Origin of the sequence: Psychrobacter coccoides, assembly GCF_017498085.1 — a bacterium.
Taxonomy (GTDB): Bacteria; Pseudomonadota; Gammaproteobacteria; order Pseudomonadales; family Moraxellaceae; genus Psychrobacter; species Psychrobacter coccoides.
Map to the genome: position 1 here is coordinate 13,209 of NZ_JAGBKM010000012.1, position 15,705 is coordinate 28,913.

The 15,705-nt window shown below is 44.5% G+C and carries 15 protein-coding genes; 5 read left to right on the forward strand and 10 right to left on the reverse strand.

Features of this window, described 5'->3' with window-relative positions:
• Nucleotides 1-189: 189 nt before the first annotated feature.
• Nucleotides 190-807: a hypothetical protein gene (locus J3492_RS07605; protein WP_207991210.1), complete on the forward strand. Its 618-nt coding sequence runs from the start codon at nt 190-192 to the stop codon at nt 805-807.
• An 88-nt stretch (nt 808-895) separates the two neighbouring features.
• On the opposite strand, the gene accC is transcribed toward J3492_RS07605, so the two are convergent.
• The 4 genes from accC to J3492_RS07625 all read right to left on the reverse strand — a co-directional run bounded on the left by accC (nt 896) and on the right by J3492_RS07625 (nt 5,314).
• Complete coding sequence (gene accC, locus J3492_RS07610; protein ID WP_207991211.1) at nt 896-2,257, reverse strand: acetyl-CoA carboxylase biotin carboxylase subunit; 1,362 nt, start codon at nt 2,255-2,257, stop codon at nt 896-898.
• A gap of 115 nt (nt 2,258-2,372) precedes the next feature.
• The gene (gene accB, locus J3492_RS07615) at nt 2,373-2,801 is read right to left on the reverse strand and encodes an acetyl-CoA carboxylase biotin carboxyl carrier protein (RefSeq protein ID WP_207991212.1); all 429 of its coding nucleotides are present in this window, start codon (nt 2,799-2,801) and stop codon (nt 2,373-2,375) included.
• Nucleotides 2,802-3,206: 405 nt separating this feature from the next.
• The gene (locus J3492_RS07620; RefSeq protein ID WP_207991213.1) at nt 3,207-4,574 is read right to left on the reverse strand and encodes an MATE family efflux transporter; all 1,368 of its coding nucleotides are present in this window, start codon (nt 4,572-4,574) and stop codon (nt 3,207-3,209) included.
• A gap of 266 nt (nt 4,575-4,840) precedes the next feature.
• Complete coding sequence (locus J3492_RS07625) at nt 4,841-5,314, reverse strand: EVE domain-containing protein (RefSeq protein WP_207991214.1); 474 nt, start codon at nt 5,312-5,314, stop codon at nt 4,841-4,843.
• Nucleotides 5,315-5,773: 459 nt separating this feature from the next.
• On the opposite strand from J3492_RS07625, the gene hemW reads away from it, so the two are divergent.
• Nucleotides 5,774-7,054 (forward strand): radical SAM family heme chaperone HemW, encoded by a 1,281-nt coding sequence (gene hemW / locus J3492_RS07630; protein WP_243453162.1) that lies wholly within the window; start codon nt 5,774-5,776, stop codon nt 7,052-7,054.
• Between the two features lie 138 nt (nt 7,055-7,192).
• On the opposite strand, the gene J3492_RS07635 is transcribed toward hemW, so the two are convergent.
• Nucleotides 7,193-7,336, reverse strand: coding sequence for an entericidin A/B family lipoprotein (locus J3492_RS07635; protein ID WP_207991215.1), 144 nt, complete (start codon nt 7,334-7,336; stop codon nt 7,193-7,195).
• A 368-nt stretch (nt 7,337-7,704) separates the two neighbouring features.
• Here J3492_RS07635 and J3492_RS07640 point away from each other — a divergent pair, with 368 nt between their 5' ends.
• On the forward strand, nt 7,705-8,271 hold the full coding sequence (locus J3492_RS07640; protein WP_207991216.1) for a tRNA (cytidine(34)-2'-O)-methyltransferase: 567 nt from the start codon (nt 7,705-7,707) through the stop codon (nt 8,269-8,271).
• A gap of 179 nt (nt 8,272-8,450) precedes the next feature.
• Here the strand turns inward: J3492_RS07640 and J3492_RS07645 are convergent, their stop codons facing one another.
• The 4 genes from J3492_RS07645 to tusD are packed head-to-tail and all read right to left on the reverse strand — an operon-like array spanning nt 8,451 to nt 9,997.
• A complete protein-coding gene (locus tag J3492_RS07645; protein ID WP_207991217.1) occupies nt 8,451-8,780 on the reverse strand; it encodes a TusE/DsrC/DsvC family sulfur relay protein in 330 nt (109 codons plus the stop codon).
• Nucleotides 8,777-9,106 carry a hypothetical protein gene (locus tag J3492_RS07650; RefSeq protein ID WP_207991218.1) on the reverse strand — a complete coding sequence of 110 codons (330 nt, stop codon included), beginning with the start codon at nt 9,104-9,106 and terminating at the stop codon, nt 8,777-8,779. Before J3492_RS07650 ends, J3492_RS07645 begins: the two co-directional genes overlap by 4 nt.
• A gap of 55 nt (nt 9,107-9,161) precedes the next feature.
• Nucleotides 9,162-9,485, reverse strand: a complete 324-nt coding sequence (locus tag J3492_RS07655) for a hypothetical protein (protein ID WP_207991219.1) — start codon at nt 9,483-9,485, stop codon at nt 9,162-9,164.
• A 32-nt stretch (nt 9,486-9,517) separates the two neighbouring features.
• Nucleotides 9,518-9,997, reverse strand: coding sequence for a sulfurtransferase complex subunit TusD (tusD, locus tag J3492_RS07660; protein WP_207991220.1), 480 nt, complete (start codon nt 9,995-9,997; stop codon nt 9,518-9,520).
• A 344-nt stretch (nt 9,998-10,341) separates the two neighbouring features.
• On the opposite strand from tusD, the gene glnE reads away from it, so the two are divergent.
• Entirely contained in the window at nt 10,342-13,173 is a 2,832-nt protein-coding gene (gene glnE / locus J3492_RS07665; RefSeq protein WP_207991221.1) for a bifunctional [glutamate--ammonia ligase]-adenylyl-L-tyrosine phosphorylase/[glutamate--ammonia-ligase] adenylyltransferase, read from the forward strand.
• Nucleotides 13,174-13,367: 194 nt separating this feature from the next.
• Nucleotides 13,368-14,297 carry a branched-chain amino acid transaminase gene (locus J3492_RS07670; protein ID WP_207991222.1) on the forward strand — a complete coding sequence of 310 codons (930 nt, stop codon included), beginning with the start codon at nt 13,368-13,370 and terminating at the stop codon, nt 14,295-14,297.
• A gap of 79 nt (nt 14,298-14,376) precedes the next feature.
• Here J3492_RS07670 and J3492_RS07675 read toward each other — a convergent pair whose 3' ends face one another.
• On the reverse strand, nt 14,377-15,690 hold the full coding sequence (locus J3492_RS07675) for a glycosyltransferase (RefSeq protein ID WP_207991223.1): 1,314 nt from the start codon (nt 15,688-15,690) through the stop codon (nt 14,377-14,379).
• Nucleotides 15,691-15,705 lie beyond the last annotated feature (15 nt).

Here is a 15,705-nt window from a genome sequence, read left to right on the forward strand (position 1 = left end):
GCGCTATGCCTATTAGAGGCATAGCGCTATTTTTGTGTCAAAAAAACGAGCGTGATAATAAGTATGATGGAATGGTCAGATAAGCGCTAATAGCATAATGTTACTTGTGTGATTGTCAGCTAAGACTTACACTAATGTGTACACAGGACTCACGTGTACATATTAATAACTACAAATATAAGGCTTACTATGGAACCCATCTCATTTGCTTCTTTTACCTTAGCATCTATCTTGGCATCATTACCTGCCAATGGCGAGCCGGTCAGCCAGTCTGTCATCAATACGCATATTAGCCCTGCTATCGTTGGACAGTGGGAGATAGACCTTGATAGCGACGTTACTATGACCAAAGAAGCCGCCGCCAGACAAGCCGAGTTAAATCACGTTCAAGGTATGATAACCCATGAGCCAAAGGTCACAGCTGGTACAGAAGATGGGGTGCTTACTCAGCAAGAGCAGCGTGTTTTGAGTGTGAGGCCTACGAATATCGAGCCGGTTCAATTATCAGCAGATACCAACCAATGCCGTGAGATTTATAACTTTGGCGTAGACAATGAGATGTGGTCCGTCAGTGGTAAAGAATGGACCTATGGGCGCTATCTGGTGACTCATCGTGCAGAAGGACTGCCAATCATTGCTCTTAAGACGCTTTATGATAATAATGAAGTGGATTGCTCAGGTCAGCAGATCGATCAAACAGGCGAGGCTGTGATTGCTTTTTTAAACCATGAAGGCAATGAGATGCAATGGTGTGCAAACCCTGATGGTACAGAATGCTATATGAACTTTCGTAGAGTACTGCCATAGTTGGGCAGCTCAAACGACTTTGACGATAGATACAAAAAACCGCTATTTTATATAGCGGTTTTTTATGAATGACAATAAAGGGTCTTGGTTATTTGGCCGTTTTGGTCTCTTGAGACTTTAGCAGCTCTTCTTCTAAGTAATGGATGTTTTGCGCCTCATGGACAAAGTTTTCATCAGCTAAAATGACATCACGATGCATGGGAATGTTGGTCTTAATGCCTTCAATCACTAGCTCATCGAGGGCGTGCAAGGTTTTGGAGATGGCTTGTTGGCGGTTTTGTCCATGACAAATGAGCTTACCCACTAGCGAGTCATAGTAGCTTGGTATGTCATATCCTGGATATAAATGTGAGTCAAAACGTATCCCAGCACCGCTAGGAGTAAACAATTGAGTCACAGTACCTGGTGAAGGCATAAAGGTCACGGGATCTTCGGCATTGATACGACATTCAATGGCATGGCCTTGAACTTCGATCTCGCTTTGACGATAGGACAGACCATAACCTGCTGCAATCTTGAGCTGCTCAACCACCACATCGATTCCAGTAATCATCTCAGTGATGGTATGCTCAACTTGGACCCGGGTATTCATCTCGATAAAGAAGAATTCATTATTTTCAAATAAAAACTCAAACGTACCAGCACCACGATACTGAACCAATTCACAAGCTTTGACACAAGCCTTTAGGATTGGCTCACGAACATCATCAGGAATACCAGGAGCTGGGGCTTCTTCTAGCACTTTTTGATGGCGACGTTGCAAGGAGCAGTCACGATCATAAAGATGGATGGCGTTGCCGTTGCCGTCTCCTAATACCTGAATCTCAACGTGACGTGGGTTTTGTAAGTAGCGCTCCATATAGACAGTATCATCACCGAACCAAAGCTCGGCTTCTTGTTTTGCTGCCTGCACTTGTCCGATGAGATCTTCGAAACGTTCTACAACACGCATGCCGCGGCCACCACCGCCAGCGGCAGCTTTGACAATCAATGGAAAACCAATATTGCGAGACTGCTCTTCAGCATTGTGCAAGGTAACCGCACCGACAGAGCCAGGTACGGTAGGTACGCCGGCTTTTTTCATGGCATTGATGGCAGAGACTTTATTACCCATCAGACGAATATGATCTGCATTTGGACCCACGAAGGTTAAGCCAGCTTCTTCAATACGCTCAGCAAACTCAGCATTTTCTGCCAAAAAACCATAACCAGGATGAATGGCGTCTGCACCAGATATCTCGGCAGCAGTTAAGATGGTATTGATGTTTAAGTAGCTTTCGGTAGCACTGGGGTTACCGATGCAGATTGCCTCATCTACGAAGCGTAGATGCATAAGGTTGGCGTCAGCAGTGGAGTAGACGCCGACCGTTTCGATACCAAGTGCTTTACAGGCACGTACGATACGTAAGGCAATCTCACCACGGTTGGCAATGAGCAGTTTTTTTATCATGGGGTCATCCTTGTCAAAGCGGTATTGATCAATCCAGTCGTTATCATAAATTCATTATGACCTATGAATATAGACATGGCATTGAGCATAACAAAGTAAGGTATAGCAAGTACAATTAGGCTTTATAGCGTATAACTGGCTGGCCAAACTGTACAACCTCAGAGTTGTCCACTAAGATCTCGTCGATGACACCACTTTGAGTCGCTTCAAGCGGGTTCATAATTTTCATGGCTTCGATGATGCCTAGAGTATCACCGGCCTGTACTTTTTGGCCAACCTTAACGTATGGTGGGTCATTAGGACTAGGCGCAGAATAAAAAACCCCAACCATAGGGGCGGTTTCGACACTACCGGCTTTTGCAGCCGCTTTTGCAGCGGGAGCGGCTGAGGCTGGCGCCGCTGCAGGGGCAGCCATGACGGTAGGAGCAGGGGCATCATAGTGACGTGTTAGGCTAATATGCTCATCATCAGAACTGACTTCTAGGTTTACCAGTTCGTTTTCTTCCATGAGGGCGATTAGGGTGCGTATTTTTTCAATATCCATAGTTTTTTTGATACCTTATGCTGAAAGTCAAAAAAGAAATAGTGTAACAAAATATTGTTTAGTTAATTGCTAATGATACCTATATTCGCTGCAATGAGCAATCGATGTACAGTTGTTTACTGGGTTTTTTTACATATTTTTGACGCAAACATACATATGGGCAAGACCTACAAGGCTTTTATGCGATATTTAATATCATCTGATTTTATTGTAATCCCAACCCAAAGCCTTGTTATCTTAGTGTATGTTGATGGTGGGTGCTACCGTTAAGTCAGTACAGAGCCTGTTGCGTGTTCAAATGTGATACTGACGATACAGGTACAACCAGTCATATTGATACGAGTCCTCGTTTTGCATGATTTTACTGTGTAGGGATAGGTTTTATTTTACTTAGCATTGACCATATTATCCCCACATCGCTTGTAAGCGCTTTTGTTGATAGCGCAGTCGCAAGGTCAAGAGTATTGAAGACAAAAATAACCCTGCAATCAATGCCATCCAAAAGCCTTGTGCACCGACATCAGTAAAACGCACTAAATAGATACCTAGAGGCAAAGCGACAACCCAATAACAAAACAGCGTCACCCACATCGGGATGGTGGTATCTTGCATACCACGTAATATACCAGCAACGTTGACCTGCCAGCCGTCAAACAACTGATAACCAAGGGCAAAAATCAATAGATGCATGGCTTGGGCGCGTACGTCTAAGTTATCGGTAAAAGCCGCCGCCAGCTGTGGCCGAAACAACCAAATACCAAGCATAGCAACCAGAGCTATCATTACTGTCCAGATAAGCCCAGTAACTTGTACTTGGCGTAAAGCCATCAGGTTTTTTTCACCAAAGCGATTAGAGATCATGATGGTTAATGCCATGGCGACTGAGATAGGGATCATAAACAACTGCGACGTCACTGATAGCGCAACTTGGTGCGATGCTGTGGCCAGCTCTCCTAGCGGGCTAATCACCAACGCTCCTAAGCTAAATAAGCTGGCCTCAAAAAAGATAGAGATGCCAATAGGGATGCCTAGCTTTAGTAGCTTGGTGATTTGCTGACGGTCAGGTTTGGTAAAGCTATAAAAAAAGCGGGTACTGGCAAACTGTTGACGCTTGGTTAGGGTGGTATAAGCGCCTAAGAGCAGGACGTTTATCCATAGGACGCAAGCGGTAGCGACCCCGCATCCAGCGCCGCCCATCTCTGGCATGCCAAATAAGCCATGAATAAAAATATAGTTTAGCGGAATATCGGCAAGCAAACCGATGACACTGATTACCGTCACAGGCTCTGGACGCCCAAGCGCTTCACAGTAGCTGCGGAGCACAGCGTAGACCGCCATTGCTGGGAAGCCAAAGGAGACGCCGTGTAAATATTGCGAAGCGATGGGCCGGATATTATCCGGAACCCCCATAATTCCAAGTATATTGGGCATAAGATTGACGATAATAAAGCCAGCAATCCCAATGACGCCGGCAGTCCAAATAGACTGCTGGGTGATATGTGGTACTTGGTTGTGTCTGTTTTGGCCTATGGCTTCGCCAATTAACGGAGTGGTGGCGATGAGTATGCCAGTGGCCAGTAAAAACAGCGGCAACCAAATACCTGAGCCTACTGCCACTGCTGCCAGATCGAGGGCTGAGACTTGCCCTGCCATAATGGCATCAACGACACCAAGTGCTGCTTGGCAAAACTGAGTAATCAAAATGGGTAGCGCTAGTACGCCCAAGCGTAAACTGTAGCTTTTAAAATCGGTGAAAGATATTGGCAACGCCATAGTGAGCAACTTTTTATTATTGACGTGTCGGTTTTATGTCGAACTGACTATAGACTGTAGTTAGTACAGCAGTAGGAGATAAAATCCGTAGAAGATAACAAGCCCTAAAATAAAAGGCATAAAAACAAAAATAACCCGTCAATTCAAGGTATGAACGGACAGGTTAAAATCAAGCATGATGGTAAAGAAGCTGTCAGGTGATGTCAACGCTTTCGAGTACTTCTTTTTATTTTGTCGATGAGTAAAATAGAGTTTTTTCAGCGGCTTCATAACAGATCAAGTGTGTCTGCCATAGCCATAATGGCTTGCCAATGTTTGGGCTCAAGCGGAATCACGGTTAATTGTTGGCAGCCTTTTTTGAGCAGCAATGAGTCTTCAAGTGTGGGGATAGACTTGAGCGCTGACAATGGCAAAACCTCTGTAAACGCCAGCTCGAAGGTCACATCCACCATATACCAGCGAGGCTGTTCTTCTGTCGCTGTCGGATCGTAATGCCGGTGCTCAGGATGAAATTGAGTGGGGTCAGGGTAGCCTGCACGGCTGATGGTCATAATGCCAGCCACGCCAGAGGGCTTGGCGCTTGAATGATAAAAAACCACCTTGTCACCAACTTGCATATCGTCACGCATAAAATTACGAGCACGATAATTGCGCACACCTTCCCAGGTGTCTGTGCCCAAGAGCTGCAAATCATCGATACCAAAAAATTTTGGGTTGGATTTCATCAACCAATACGCCATATCATATACCTCAATATTGTCGTTATAAGATTTAACAGCACTTGATTATATGGTGGTTATTTGAAGTGCCTATCTAATTAAGGCTCCTATCTCATTAAAGTGACTATCTAACTGATTAAAGTAATTATCTGAATAGTGTGTATAGTCGATACACTCTACAAATGTCATAGCGCTACTGGGATGCTTTCTGTTCAAAATATAGGTTGCGCAGCATCGAAGGTACACAGCACGCAAGTAAAATTTATACCAGTAGCGCGTTTAAATCCATAACAGTTTTACATTCAGCTGACTATATATCTTAAATAGGGTGTATCATTACTTTGCAATCGCACACTTAGCCGTTATCCTATACGGCTGATAGCCATCTTGAGTCTGTCTCACCGCTTTATTTTTGACTGACGATATTTTGCTATATAAAAGTTGCTATATACAACAGCCCTTTACCGGTAAGTTTAAGCTATGCCTGTCTCTGACTCTATCTCTAATGGTATGACTGATGTGATCCACACCGATCTTATAGAAGTAAGCCAAATCCCGTTAGCGCTTTATATTCATATCCCTTGGTGCGTAAAAAAATGCCCTTACTGCGATTTTAACTCGCATGAGCTGGCAAATGATAGTCCATTATCAATGTATGAAGACTATGTCGATGCTCTGTTAGCAGACGCCAAGATGCAGCGAGCACTCATGCAAGGCCGGCAGATTGGCTCTGTGTTTATTGGTGGTGGCACGCCTTCATTGCTGCCAATTGCGCAGTATCAGCGCTTATTTAAGGGGTTGCGTCATTGCTTTGATTTTGCAGATGATGTTGAAGTGACGATGGAGGCCAATCCAGGCACGCTAGAGCACGCTCCATTTTCTGAGTATCTAGCGGTAGGGATCAATCGGTTATCGATAGGGGTACAAAGCTTCGCTGCTGATAAGCTGCAGACGCTAGGGCGTATTCATGACCCTAAGCAGGCGATGTCTGCCATCAAATCAGCAAGAGCGGCTGGTTTTGAGCGGGTCAATGTAGACTTGATGCATGGACTGCCACAGCAAACCTTAGACGAAGCGCTGTACGATATTCAGACTGCCCATGACAGTGGTGCCACTCATCTCTCTTGGTATCAGCTCACGATTGAGCCCAATACGGTGTTTTATCGCAATCAGCCTGTATTACCAGATGAGGATCGCTTAGCCGATATTGAGCTGGCAGGGCAGGACCTGCTGCAGCGTCTGGGCTATGATAATTATGAAGTGTCGGCATGGGCAGGCAGGTCTGATGTGCCCTGTCGACATAATATCAACTACTGGCAGTTTGGTGACTATCTAGCGATAGGGGCTGGAGCACACGGCAAAGTCACCTTAGATAAAAGCATATTAAATAAAAATGCATCAAACACCGCTGATTCTGGTGTATGGCTAGACAGCGAGGACCCAGTGATAGGCATTTATCGCTTTAGCAAGTCTCGCTTACCAAAGGATTATATGAGCTACCAGTACGCACCAAAAATGATCGGTTGGCGGCACATAGCGCCTGATGAGCTGGTTAGCGAGTTTATGCTTAACGGCTTGCGTATACATGAGGGTGTGACGTGGACGCTATTTGAGCAGCGCACAGGGCTGAGTCGTGAGCACATTACAACACAAGTGCAAGCGCTGGTTAGTAGAGGGCTGCTGATGGATAGCGCTGAGCGGTTAAAACCAACGGCACTAGGACGCCGTTATCTGAATCAGATATTACAACCCTTTTTATAAAGGCTGTATGATCAAGCCGTTTTAGCTTTATGGCTCAGTTTTAGAAGCTGAGTGTCAAACAAAGCTTTGATCGCTATTATGGCTGATATAAATAAAAAAGACCCACCATTGGTGAGCCTTTAGAAGTCTTATTATTAACTATTGAATCTTGTTTTGAGCGCTTTGTGCACCGTCAGAGACAGCGTCGCCAGCACTTGAGACGTCTTGGCCAAAACCTTTAAAAGTGTTGCAACCAGTTAAAACAAACATAGCCGTTAAAGATGCGATAATGACTTTTTTCATAATAATATCCTCAAAGATGGATGGGTTATTGTAAGTCACACCCATGATATTAAGCACTAAGCTCAACGCTCATGAGCGGTTTATAGAATACTTTTAAGTTAATGATACTAAAGTGTATTGCTCTACTATCAAAAGCTTACCTAAATATCCATTACCGCTATCATAGTGAAAGTTGAAATCTATGCACAGTATCAAAATGTAAGTATTGACAGCGAACTGTAACTTTGAATTACGTTTGTCATCATGTTATTTTATTTCGCTGTTATGTCGTAAGTGGCATTGACAAACCAATTTAAGCCACTCCTTGAGAGGTTTATAACTTGCAAGTTTTTTAAGGTATTTTCTCATCCATTTCATGAGTCTGTTTTATGACCATTCATATCGTGTTAGTCGCCCCAAAAATGCCCAGCAATACCGGCAACATCATCCGTTTATGTGCCAATAGTGGTGCCCAGTTGCATTTGATTCAGCCTTTAGGGTTTGAGCTTGATGATAAGAAGCTGCGCCGAGCAGGCTTGGATTATCACGAATATGCCAAGCTGCAGATACACGCAGATTGGCCAGCAGCGAAGCAGGCATTACAGGCATCAGGGTGTCAGGTGATAACGGCTTTGACCACCAAGCTTAGCCAGCCGTTTTACGACTATGACTTCGTGGCGCAAGCAGATACCAATATAGACGACGATACATTACAGACCGCGCCAAGTGTGGCACTGGTGTTTGGCTCTGAAACCGCAGGGCTGAGCGATGATATACGGGCAGATATCGGTGCTGAGCACTGGCTAAGACTGCCCATGCTGCCCGATTCACGCAGCTTAAACCTCTCAAACAGTGTGGCGGTATGCCTGTATGAAGTATGGCGACAACAAGGGTTTTATGGTGATACAGGACGTAGTATTGGCTATGAGACGCTTGCGGTATACGACCCAAAATAGTGCTATAGTGAATCCTAAATAAAAAGAGTACAGCTATTATAACGTGCTACGGGTATACACTTTCCTTGCTTACTGTGCGACTCCGTCACTCTAGAGGCCGTGCAACCTGTATTTTGAACAAAAAGCATCCCAGTCTCGCTGTATCTTTTTTATACTGATCTGACTATATAAGAAGTTAACTATAAACAGTTAGGCGGTTTGGGCAATCCAGCAAGACGGTTGACGTGTCTGGCGACCAGTCCTGTATTAAACAGCTGCTGTAGTTTTTGGTTGCTGATATCGTGCTCAGGCAAGGTTTTTTGCAGCCATTTTATCAGTGGGCGAGTCGCAGGGGCGTGATTGAACTTATCAAAAAACGCACGTACTTGCTGCAAAATAGCCAAATGCTCTTCGGTAAGCTGGACGTCGAGCGTGTCGGCCAGTTTTTGGGCAATCGTGGGCGTCCAAATGGTATGATCACAAAGGTGACCATCTTGGTCTAGGGCGATGTCAAATGCAGATGTACTCATAGGGCGATGGTCACTACTTTAGTAAACTTTGGGTCTTGGGTGAGCATGACCCACTCAGCATCGGTCAATACTGCTGTCAGTTTGGTATCTAGATTGAGTTTGGTCGTTGTGTGGTCGTCGAGCTTGGCCACATCATCCACCAGTGCATAGAGGTTAGCGATATTATCTATCTCGCTGTCGCCTACATACGCATTTAACCAGTCTACAAAGGAGACGGTGGTGCCCAGTAAAATAACACTATCACCCTGTTGCCAAGTAAGTGCTAGCTGATCGATACTAGGTTTCAGCTTGTTCATCGGGCTGTGTAGTTGGTATAACGTTGCCATAATGAGATTCCAGTCAAGTGCAAAAAGCAAAACTAAGCGTAAAGAGCATAGCGGGTTAAAAGGTTAGGATCTGTTCAAAGCCTTGAGAGCGAATATCCTCTGGTATCAAGGTAAACTGTGACGCCAATTCAGTCGGTATCATGCCTGACAGCCAACCGCTAAAGACATCGTCAGGCAGCCAAGCTTGCGGCATATCATAAAGCTCAAGAGACTGCACCATGCCATACAAACGAGAGCTGGGCTGCATCAATAAACCAAAGACTGGTGCATCTAAATACAACTGTACTTCATGACCAAACGTCGCTAGGGTCAGGGCGAGGGCGCAGCCTTCATAGCTTGCCAGCTCAGTAGGCGTGCGTAGCTGAATGAGTAGTTTCATAATGTTAACCTTGATTGTTGCTTGTTTGGTCGCTAAAACTGAATCAGGCGACAGTTGTCTTGCATCATGAGCGCAAGCTCGCTGAGTCCAACCAATTGAAACCCCTCTGCTAGGTTGTCACCAGCCAATTGATGGCGTGCGCTATTATCTGCATCACTAACCCCTCGGCTGAGTGCCGTACTGACACAAACAGGCAAAGGCAGCTGATATTGCTGCGCCAGTAATTGCCACTCCTTGGTCAAATCAATCTGATCCGCTGACTGCCAGCGTAAACGATTGGCGATCTGAGCAGCATCGGCATAAAAAAACAGCTTTAAGGATGGGGTAGTGCTTTGGCTGGTGTTAGTTTCGATGTGTTTATCAGCGTCTGATAGCGGCGACCCTGTCTTGTCTGCCACTGCTTCAGGTAGCGTATTTGCTAAATAAGCACGTGCATAACGCAGCGCTAAATGGGCGAGCGGCTGACTCGGGTCAGCAGTAATCAACAATAGGGGCGTCATAGTAGCAGTCATAGCATCGGTCGTTTATTGGTTTTAGGTAAATAAGGCTTATATCAGTTGTCAGCTAGGGGGTATTGTAGAGGGCTATGCAGTCTGCTTCAATGCTTAACATCAAAACCATGGCTTATAGTCGTAATGTTAAACAGATTACGCCATGCTATCGTACGTTAAGAGTTAAGTTCTCATATCAGCAAGTTTGGCAATCTTGACAACCTTGACCTCGTTTTTTAGGTTTGGGATGGCTGGCGCTGGTTATCAACTCAACTGTGGGGATAAAAATCCAAAGGTTTTGATTGATGACAGGCCCTAAGTTCAGGTAGTCTTATATCCCTACGTTGTATGGAGCTGTTATTAATATGTCATCTGTTACACCTGAACAAATCCAAGTCCTGTTTACTGCCAGCGAGTTTGCAGCACAAATATGGGAGAGCCGAACGGCCTCTTGTCAGATGTTTTTGCGCAGTTATCCTTTAGATCAAACGCTGACCCGCCAACAGATAGACGACCTGATTCAAGACTACACCTTAGATGACAACTATCAGCTCGGCGATGAAGCCACGGTCATGAGAGGCCTACGTAATTTACGTATGCTACTGATGATGCGCTGGATTTGGCAGGATGCACTAGGGCTTATTCCGCTTGAGCAGTTGACCGATGAGCTATCAGAGCTTGCTGATGGCTGTATTTTGTTTGCTAAAGACTATACCTACCGACATCTGGTTGCTAAGTATGGTCAACCCACCTTTGTCGATGATAAAGGCGTCAAGCACATCGATGATATGGCCATTATGGCCATGGGTAAGCTTGGGGCACAAGAGCTTAATTTATCCAGTGATATAGATTTGATATTTGTCCACCGTGCTCGTGGCGAGACAGATGGCGATAAGGCACAAGGCACCAGAAGTATTGACAATAAACGTTTTATGACTCGCCTTGGTCAAGGTATCATCAAGCTGCTCGATAACTGTACCGCCGATGGTTTTGTGTTTCGAGTGGACATGCGTCTGCGTCCATGGGGTGATGGTAGTGATTTGGCGATTCATCTGTCGGCACTGCAAAAGTATTTTGCCAATCATGGTCGTGCATGGGAGCGTTTTGCGTGGCTTAAGGCAAGAGTGGTCGGACAGATTACACCAACCTTTTATGATGAGCTACAAGCGCTGATCAAGCCTTTTGTCTTTCGTTATTATGTCGATTATAGCGCCTTTTCTGCACTGCGTGAGATGAAGTCATTGATTCAAAACCAAGTGCTACAGCGTGAGGATTTAGACAACATCAAGCTGGGTGCCGGCGGTATCCGTGATATTGAGTTTATCGTGCAAGCTTTTCAGTTGATATATGGCGGTCGTCACCCACAACTGCAGGTGAAGGCCTGTTTGCAAGCGATGAAGGCTCTGTGTGTACTCAGATACTTAGAGCCTGATACTTATGAGGAGCTGCAAGCCGCTTATCGCTTTTTGCGCCGGCTTGAGCATGGTATTCAGGCGATTAATGACCAACAGACTCAGCGTTTGCCACAGGATGCGCAGTGGCAGCATAACTTAGCCATAACCTTAGGTTTTGAGAGCTGGCAAGATTTATTGTCCACGCTTAATAAACATAGACATAATGTCAATGTGCCCTTTGAGCGCATGGTTACCGAGCGACAAACGCCGGCGCAGGAAGACACTGCACTTGACCCTACCGATTTAGACGAACAAGTTGTGCAGCTTGATAATGTATTGACAGAGACTAACCGAGAGCAGTTACAGGCCTTTTGGCAATCAAAGATGGTGGCCAACCTCAGTGACGAAGCCAGAAGCCGCTTAGATGACGCTTATCCAGTCATTGTCCATGCGTTACTTGCTCACCATGAACAGCAGCAGCTTGCCAATATTGCTTTGCCAAGATTGATTACCTTGCTTGAGGCGATTTGTCGGCGCTCTATTTACTTGGTTATGATTGCAGAGAACCCCAATGCGACCGTTGAGCTGATTCCGATGCTGTCTGCTAGCCCATGGATTGCCAATGAGTTAGCCCGTTATCCGGTACTGCTCGATACTTTTTTACAGCAGCGTTATCGTCATCTGCCGGATAAGCCAGAGCTGCGTGATATTTTACGTCAGCAGCTCATGCGAATCGAGCCACACGACGAAGAAGGGCTGCTTAGCGTTTTGAGATTATTTAAGAAGAACCAAGTATTGGCTGTGGCTGCCAGTGATGTGCTGGCTGAGCGACCCATTATGAAGGTATCTGACTCATTGACCTATATCGCAGCCGTGGTATTAGAAGCAGCGCTTGAGCGTGCTTTTGCAGCGCTTGTCAAACGTTATGGCTATCCCATTGCCCAAAATGGTGACCCTGTCACTGAAGCAGACTGTGGCTTTGCTATTATCGGTTATGGTAAGCTTGGCGGTCTTGAGTTGTCTTACGCTTCTGATTTGGATTTGGTGTTTTTGCACAAGATAAAAGAAGCGGGTATGACGACAGGAGAAACCTCTGTAAGTGGTATGAAATTTGCAGCACGTCTGGCGCAAAAGCTCATGACTTATCTCAATACCCAGACCCGTGACGGGCGCGCCTATGAAATTGACATGCGCCTGCGGCCCTCAGGCAATGCTGGCATGATGGTGGTGTCTAGCAACGCTTTTGAGACTTATCAACGCGAAAAAGCCTGGTCTTGGGAGCATCAAGCTTTGGTAAGAGCACGAGCGATATGTGGAGATAGACGGGTTACGGCACGGTTTTGTGACATACGCCGAAAGGTATTGGCTCTGCCACGTACGCTTGAGCAGGTGCGTGCCGAAGTCACCAGTATGCGTATCAAGATGCAAAAGCATCTGGGCACCAGTCAATGGCAACAACAAGCAGGCAAGTTTCATCTAAAACAAGATGCAGGCGGTATCATTGATATTGAGTTTTTGGCACAATTTGCAGTACTGGCCTATTCGCACGAGTACCCAAGCCTGACTAAGTGGAGTGACAACGTACGTATCTTTGAAGAAGTGGCGCTGTTGGGGATTTGGGAGGCACAGGTTTGCCAAGATTTGACCGATGCTTATCTGCGTATTCGTGCTGCTACTCATCAATTAGCATTGGCTGAGCAGTCCTTGTTGGTCGACGAGTCATTGTGGTTAGAGACTCGTGCCCTGGTACAATCACAATGGCAGCGTTTAATGGGCGTGCCTGCAAGAAATAAACAATCGTAGTCCTTGCGCAAAGTACTATGAATAAAAGACGTGTCGAGAGCAACTAAAATGTTTCATTTGTTGGCTCTGCCAGTGATATAATCACTTTCAAAATACAAGCAATCTTAGCTTATGCTTTGACTGAGAGCACCCAGTTAACCAATCAACACTCAACAAAAAAAGTTAGTCGCTCGTACTAACATAAGGATAATGACATGAATATGGCAACACAAGAAGGCAAGCTTTGGATGAACGGTGAGATCATTGAGCAGCCTGATGCCAGTGTACACGTACTGACTCACAGCCTACACTATGGCATGGCAGTGTTTGAAGGGGTGCGTGCGTACCAAACCGCTGACAATCGTACCGCTATATTCCGTCTAAAAGAGCATACTGAACGCCTATTAGGCTCTGCCAAAATCTTCCAGATGGATGTGCCTTTTGATGCGGCCACGTTGAACCAAGCGCACAAGGACATCGTCAAGCAAAACGGACTAGCAGAAGCTTATATTCGCCCACTCATTTGGGTCGGCGCAGAAAAGCTGGGCCTGTCTTCACGTGATAACAGTATCAATGCGATGGTTGCAGCCTGGCATTGGGGAGCGTACCTTGGTGAAGACGGTATCAAAAACGGTATCCGTGTCAAAACCTCATCATTTACTCATCACATGACCAATGTGACCATGTGTAAGGCCAAAGCCTCGAGCAATTATCCCGTCTCTATCATGGCCAACCAAGAAGTTACCCGTAACGGTTATGACGAAGCCATTTTGATGGATCCACAAGGCTATGTCTGTCAGGGCGCTGGTGAGAACTTATTCTTAGTTAAAGACGGCGTACTACATACACCAGATTTGGGCGGTGGTGCGCTCGACGGTATCACCCGTCGTACCATCATTCAGTTTGCTGCTGATTTAGGCATTAAAGTCGTTGAGCGCCGTATCACTCGTGATGAGTTTTACTTAGCGGACGAGATCTTTATGACCGGTACGGCTGCTGAGGTCACGCCGATTCGTGAATACGATGACCGTACTATCGGTAATGGTGGCCGTGGCCCATTGACTGAGAAACTACAAACTCTATACTTCGACGTGGTACATGGTCGCAATGAGCAGTATATGGACTGGTTAAGTTTTATTGATTGATTGTTAACTTAATATCTCTAAGTGATAAAGCTAAGGTTATTTGGAGTCTTAGCTTTATTTAGGCGAGTATATTATTTAATCACTTCCACCACTTAAACCTTTTTTTCAGGCTTTTATTAGAGTAGGGGCTAGGATAATTATTTGTCATTCCAAGATTAGTCTCATAGTACTTCCACATTTTCTGAGTATCATATAAGTCATATTCAATGAGTGTTTCATAAAGTAAGTGCTGGAAGAAGCTATCATTAATGAAAGGTATGGTTAAAGTAGTAGAGAAATAAGATAACTTATGATATAAAGACTCTATTGCCTGATTATCGATAAAAGTAACATTGTTATATAACTCGATATAGTTATTCCAATTCTCTACAGATAGCTCTTTTTCTAGAAGAGAGTATATATTCTCAGTATCTTGAGAGGAGTGAGTTTCAAGCTGCCTTAATATCCTTTCATTTTCTATGGGTGTTAGTCCTTTACCTGTAAAGTTATAGTTTTTTAAGTACTGGAAGTTTTCTGTAGTCACTAGCCCAATTAGCCTTCCATCTATAGATATAATGCATACGGGTTTCTTACAAGCTAGGCCTTCTATAGCAACACGCCCCATTCCAGCGACTCCAGAATATTGTGGTATAAGTCTTGCTATATCTTTAACTTCTCCTAAAAAATTAACTTTTACTTTTAAGTTCAAAGACTTTATAAGTTTTTCCAATTTGCTTTTTTCACCTCCTCCAGCAATATCTACTTCATTTATATGACATTGCTCAGCAGCTTCTAGAAACCTTAGTATAGAGGGAAATTTTTCTGGACTAATACGGTTGATAATTAACCATGCAGGCTTACAATCAGAAAATTGGTGTTGATATTTATTTAAGTTGATAAGGTTAGGGATGACAGTTTTCTTACAACTAATTGAGGGTGTAATGCTTTTAAATGTTTCAGATACAGATATGGATAAAGAAAAGCTCTTACTAGCAAGATGCTGGATTAGTATTCGTTCTACAGGGGTACGGTATATATCTAATATTCCATGAATTGTGGAGATGACAGGTATTCTACATATTTGAGCAGCCATTATTGCAGCACAAGCAAATACATCAAGCATATGAATGCTTAAGGTGTGAATATCTTCATCTTTAATTATAAAAGATATCTGATTTACTAAGTTAATGAATTCAACAGCTACAGAAGTATCACCCAAACCTAGAGTAATTGTTTTATCTATCGGAAGCAACCTACCGATTTCAGGATTGAATTTCTGTTTAGGCACTAAAACATATATTTTATAATCATTCTTTTTTAAGTAGCTAAACTCATCTATCAAACGAGTTTCAATGCCACCAATGGAGTCAAGGCGATGGTTAGCGAAAAGTATTTTTCTCTGAGTTGTCCACATATGTATCCTTAAATA

What these genes read in the sequence shown, in the direction of transcription:
- hemW (WP_243453162.1), top strand. Translation starts at nt 5,774, where the DNA reads ATGCCTGTCTCTGACTCTATCTCTAATGGTATGACTGATGTGATCCAC.
- J3492_RS07640 (WP_207991216.1), top strand. Translation starts at nt 7,705, where the DNA reads ATGACCATTCATATCGTGTTAGTCGCCCCAAAAATGCCCAGCAATACC.
- accC (WP_207991211.1), bottom strand. Translation starts at nt 2,257, where the DNA reads ATGATAAAAAAACTGCTCATTGCCAACCGTGGTGAGATTGCCTTACGT.
- J3492_RS07625 (WP_207991214.1), bottom strand. Translation starts at nt 5,314, where the DNA reads ATGGCGTATTGGTTGATGAAATCCAACCCAAAATTTTTTGGTATCGAT.
- tusD (WP_207991220.1), bottom strand. Translation starts at nt 9,997, where the DNA reads ATGACTGCTACTATGACGCCCCTATTGTTGATTACTGCTGACCCGAGT.
- accB (WP_207991212.1), bottom strand. Translation starts at nt 2,801, where the DNA reads ATGGATATTGAAAAAATACGCACCCTAATCGCCCTCATGGAAGAAAAC.
- glnE (WP_207991221.1), top strand. Translation starts at nt 10,342, where the DNA reads ATGTCATCTGTTACACCTGAACAAATCCAAGTCCTGTTTACTGCCAGC.
- J3492_RS07620 (WP_207991213.1), bottom strand. Translation starts at nt 4,574, where the DNA reads ATGGCGTTGCCAATATCTTTCACCGATTTTAAAAGCTACAGTTTACGC.
- J3492_RS07655 (WP_207991219.1), bottom strand. Translation starts at nt 9,485, where the DNA reads ATGAAACTACTCATTCAGCTACGCACGCCTACTGAGCTGGCAAGCTAT.
- J3492_RS07670 (WP_207991222.1), top strand. Translation starts at nt 13,368, where the DNA reads ATGAATATGGCAACACAAGAAGGCAAGCTTTGGATGAACGGTGAGATC.
- J3492_RS07605 (WP_207991210.1), top strand. Translation starts at nt 190, where the DNA reads ATGGAACCCATCTCATTTGCTTCTTTTACCTTAGCATCTATCTTGGCA.
- J3492_RS07645 (WP_207991217.1), bottom strand. Translation starts at nt 8,780, where the DNA reads ATGAGTACATCTGCATTTGACATCGCCCTAGACCAAGATGGTCACCTT.
- J3492_RS07635 (WP_207991215.1), bottom strand. Translation starts at nt 7,336, where the DNA reads ATGAAAAAAGTCATTATCGCATCTTTAACGGCTATGTTTGTTTTAACT.
- J3492_RS07675 (WP_207991223.1), bottom strand. Translation starts at nt 15,690, where the DNA reads ATGTGGACAACTCAGAGAAAAATACTTTTCGCTAACCATCGCCTTGAC.
- J3492_RS07650 (WP_207991218.1), bottom strand. Translation starts at nt 9,106, where the DNA reads ATGGCAACGTTATACCAACTACACAGCCCGATGAACAAGCTGAAACCT.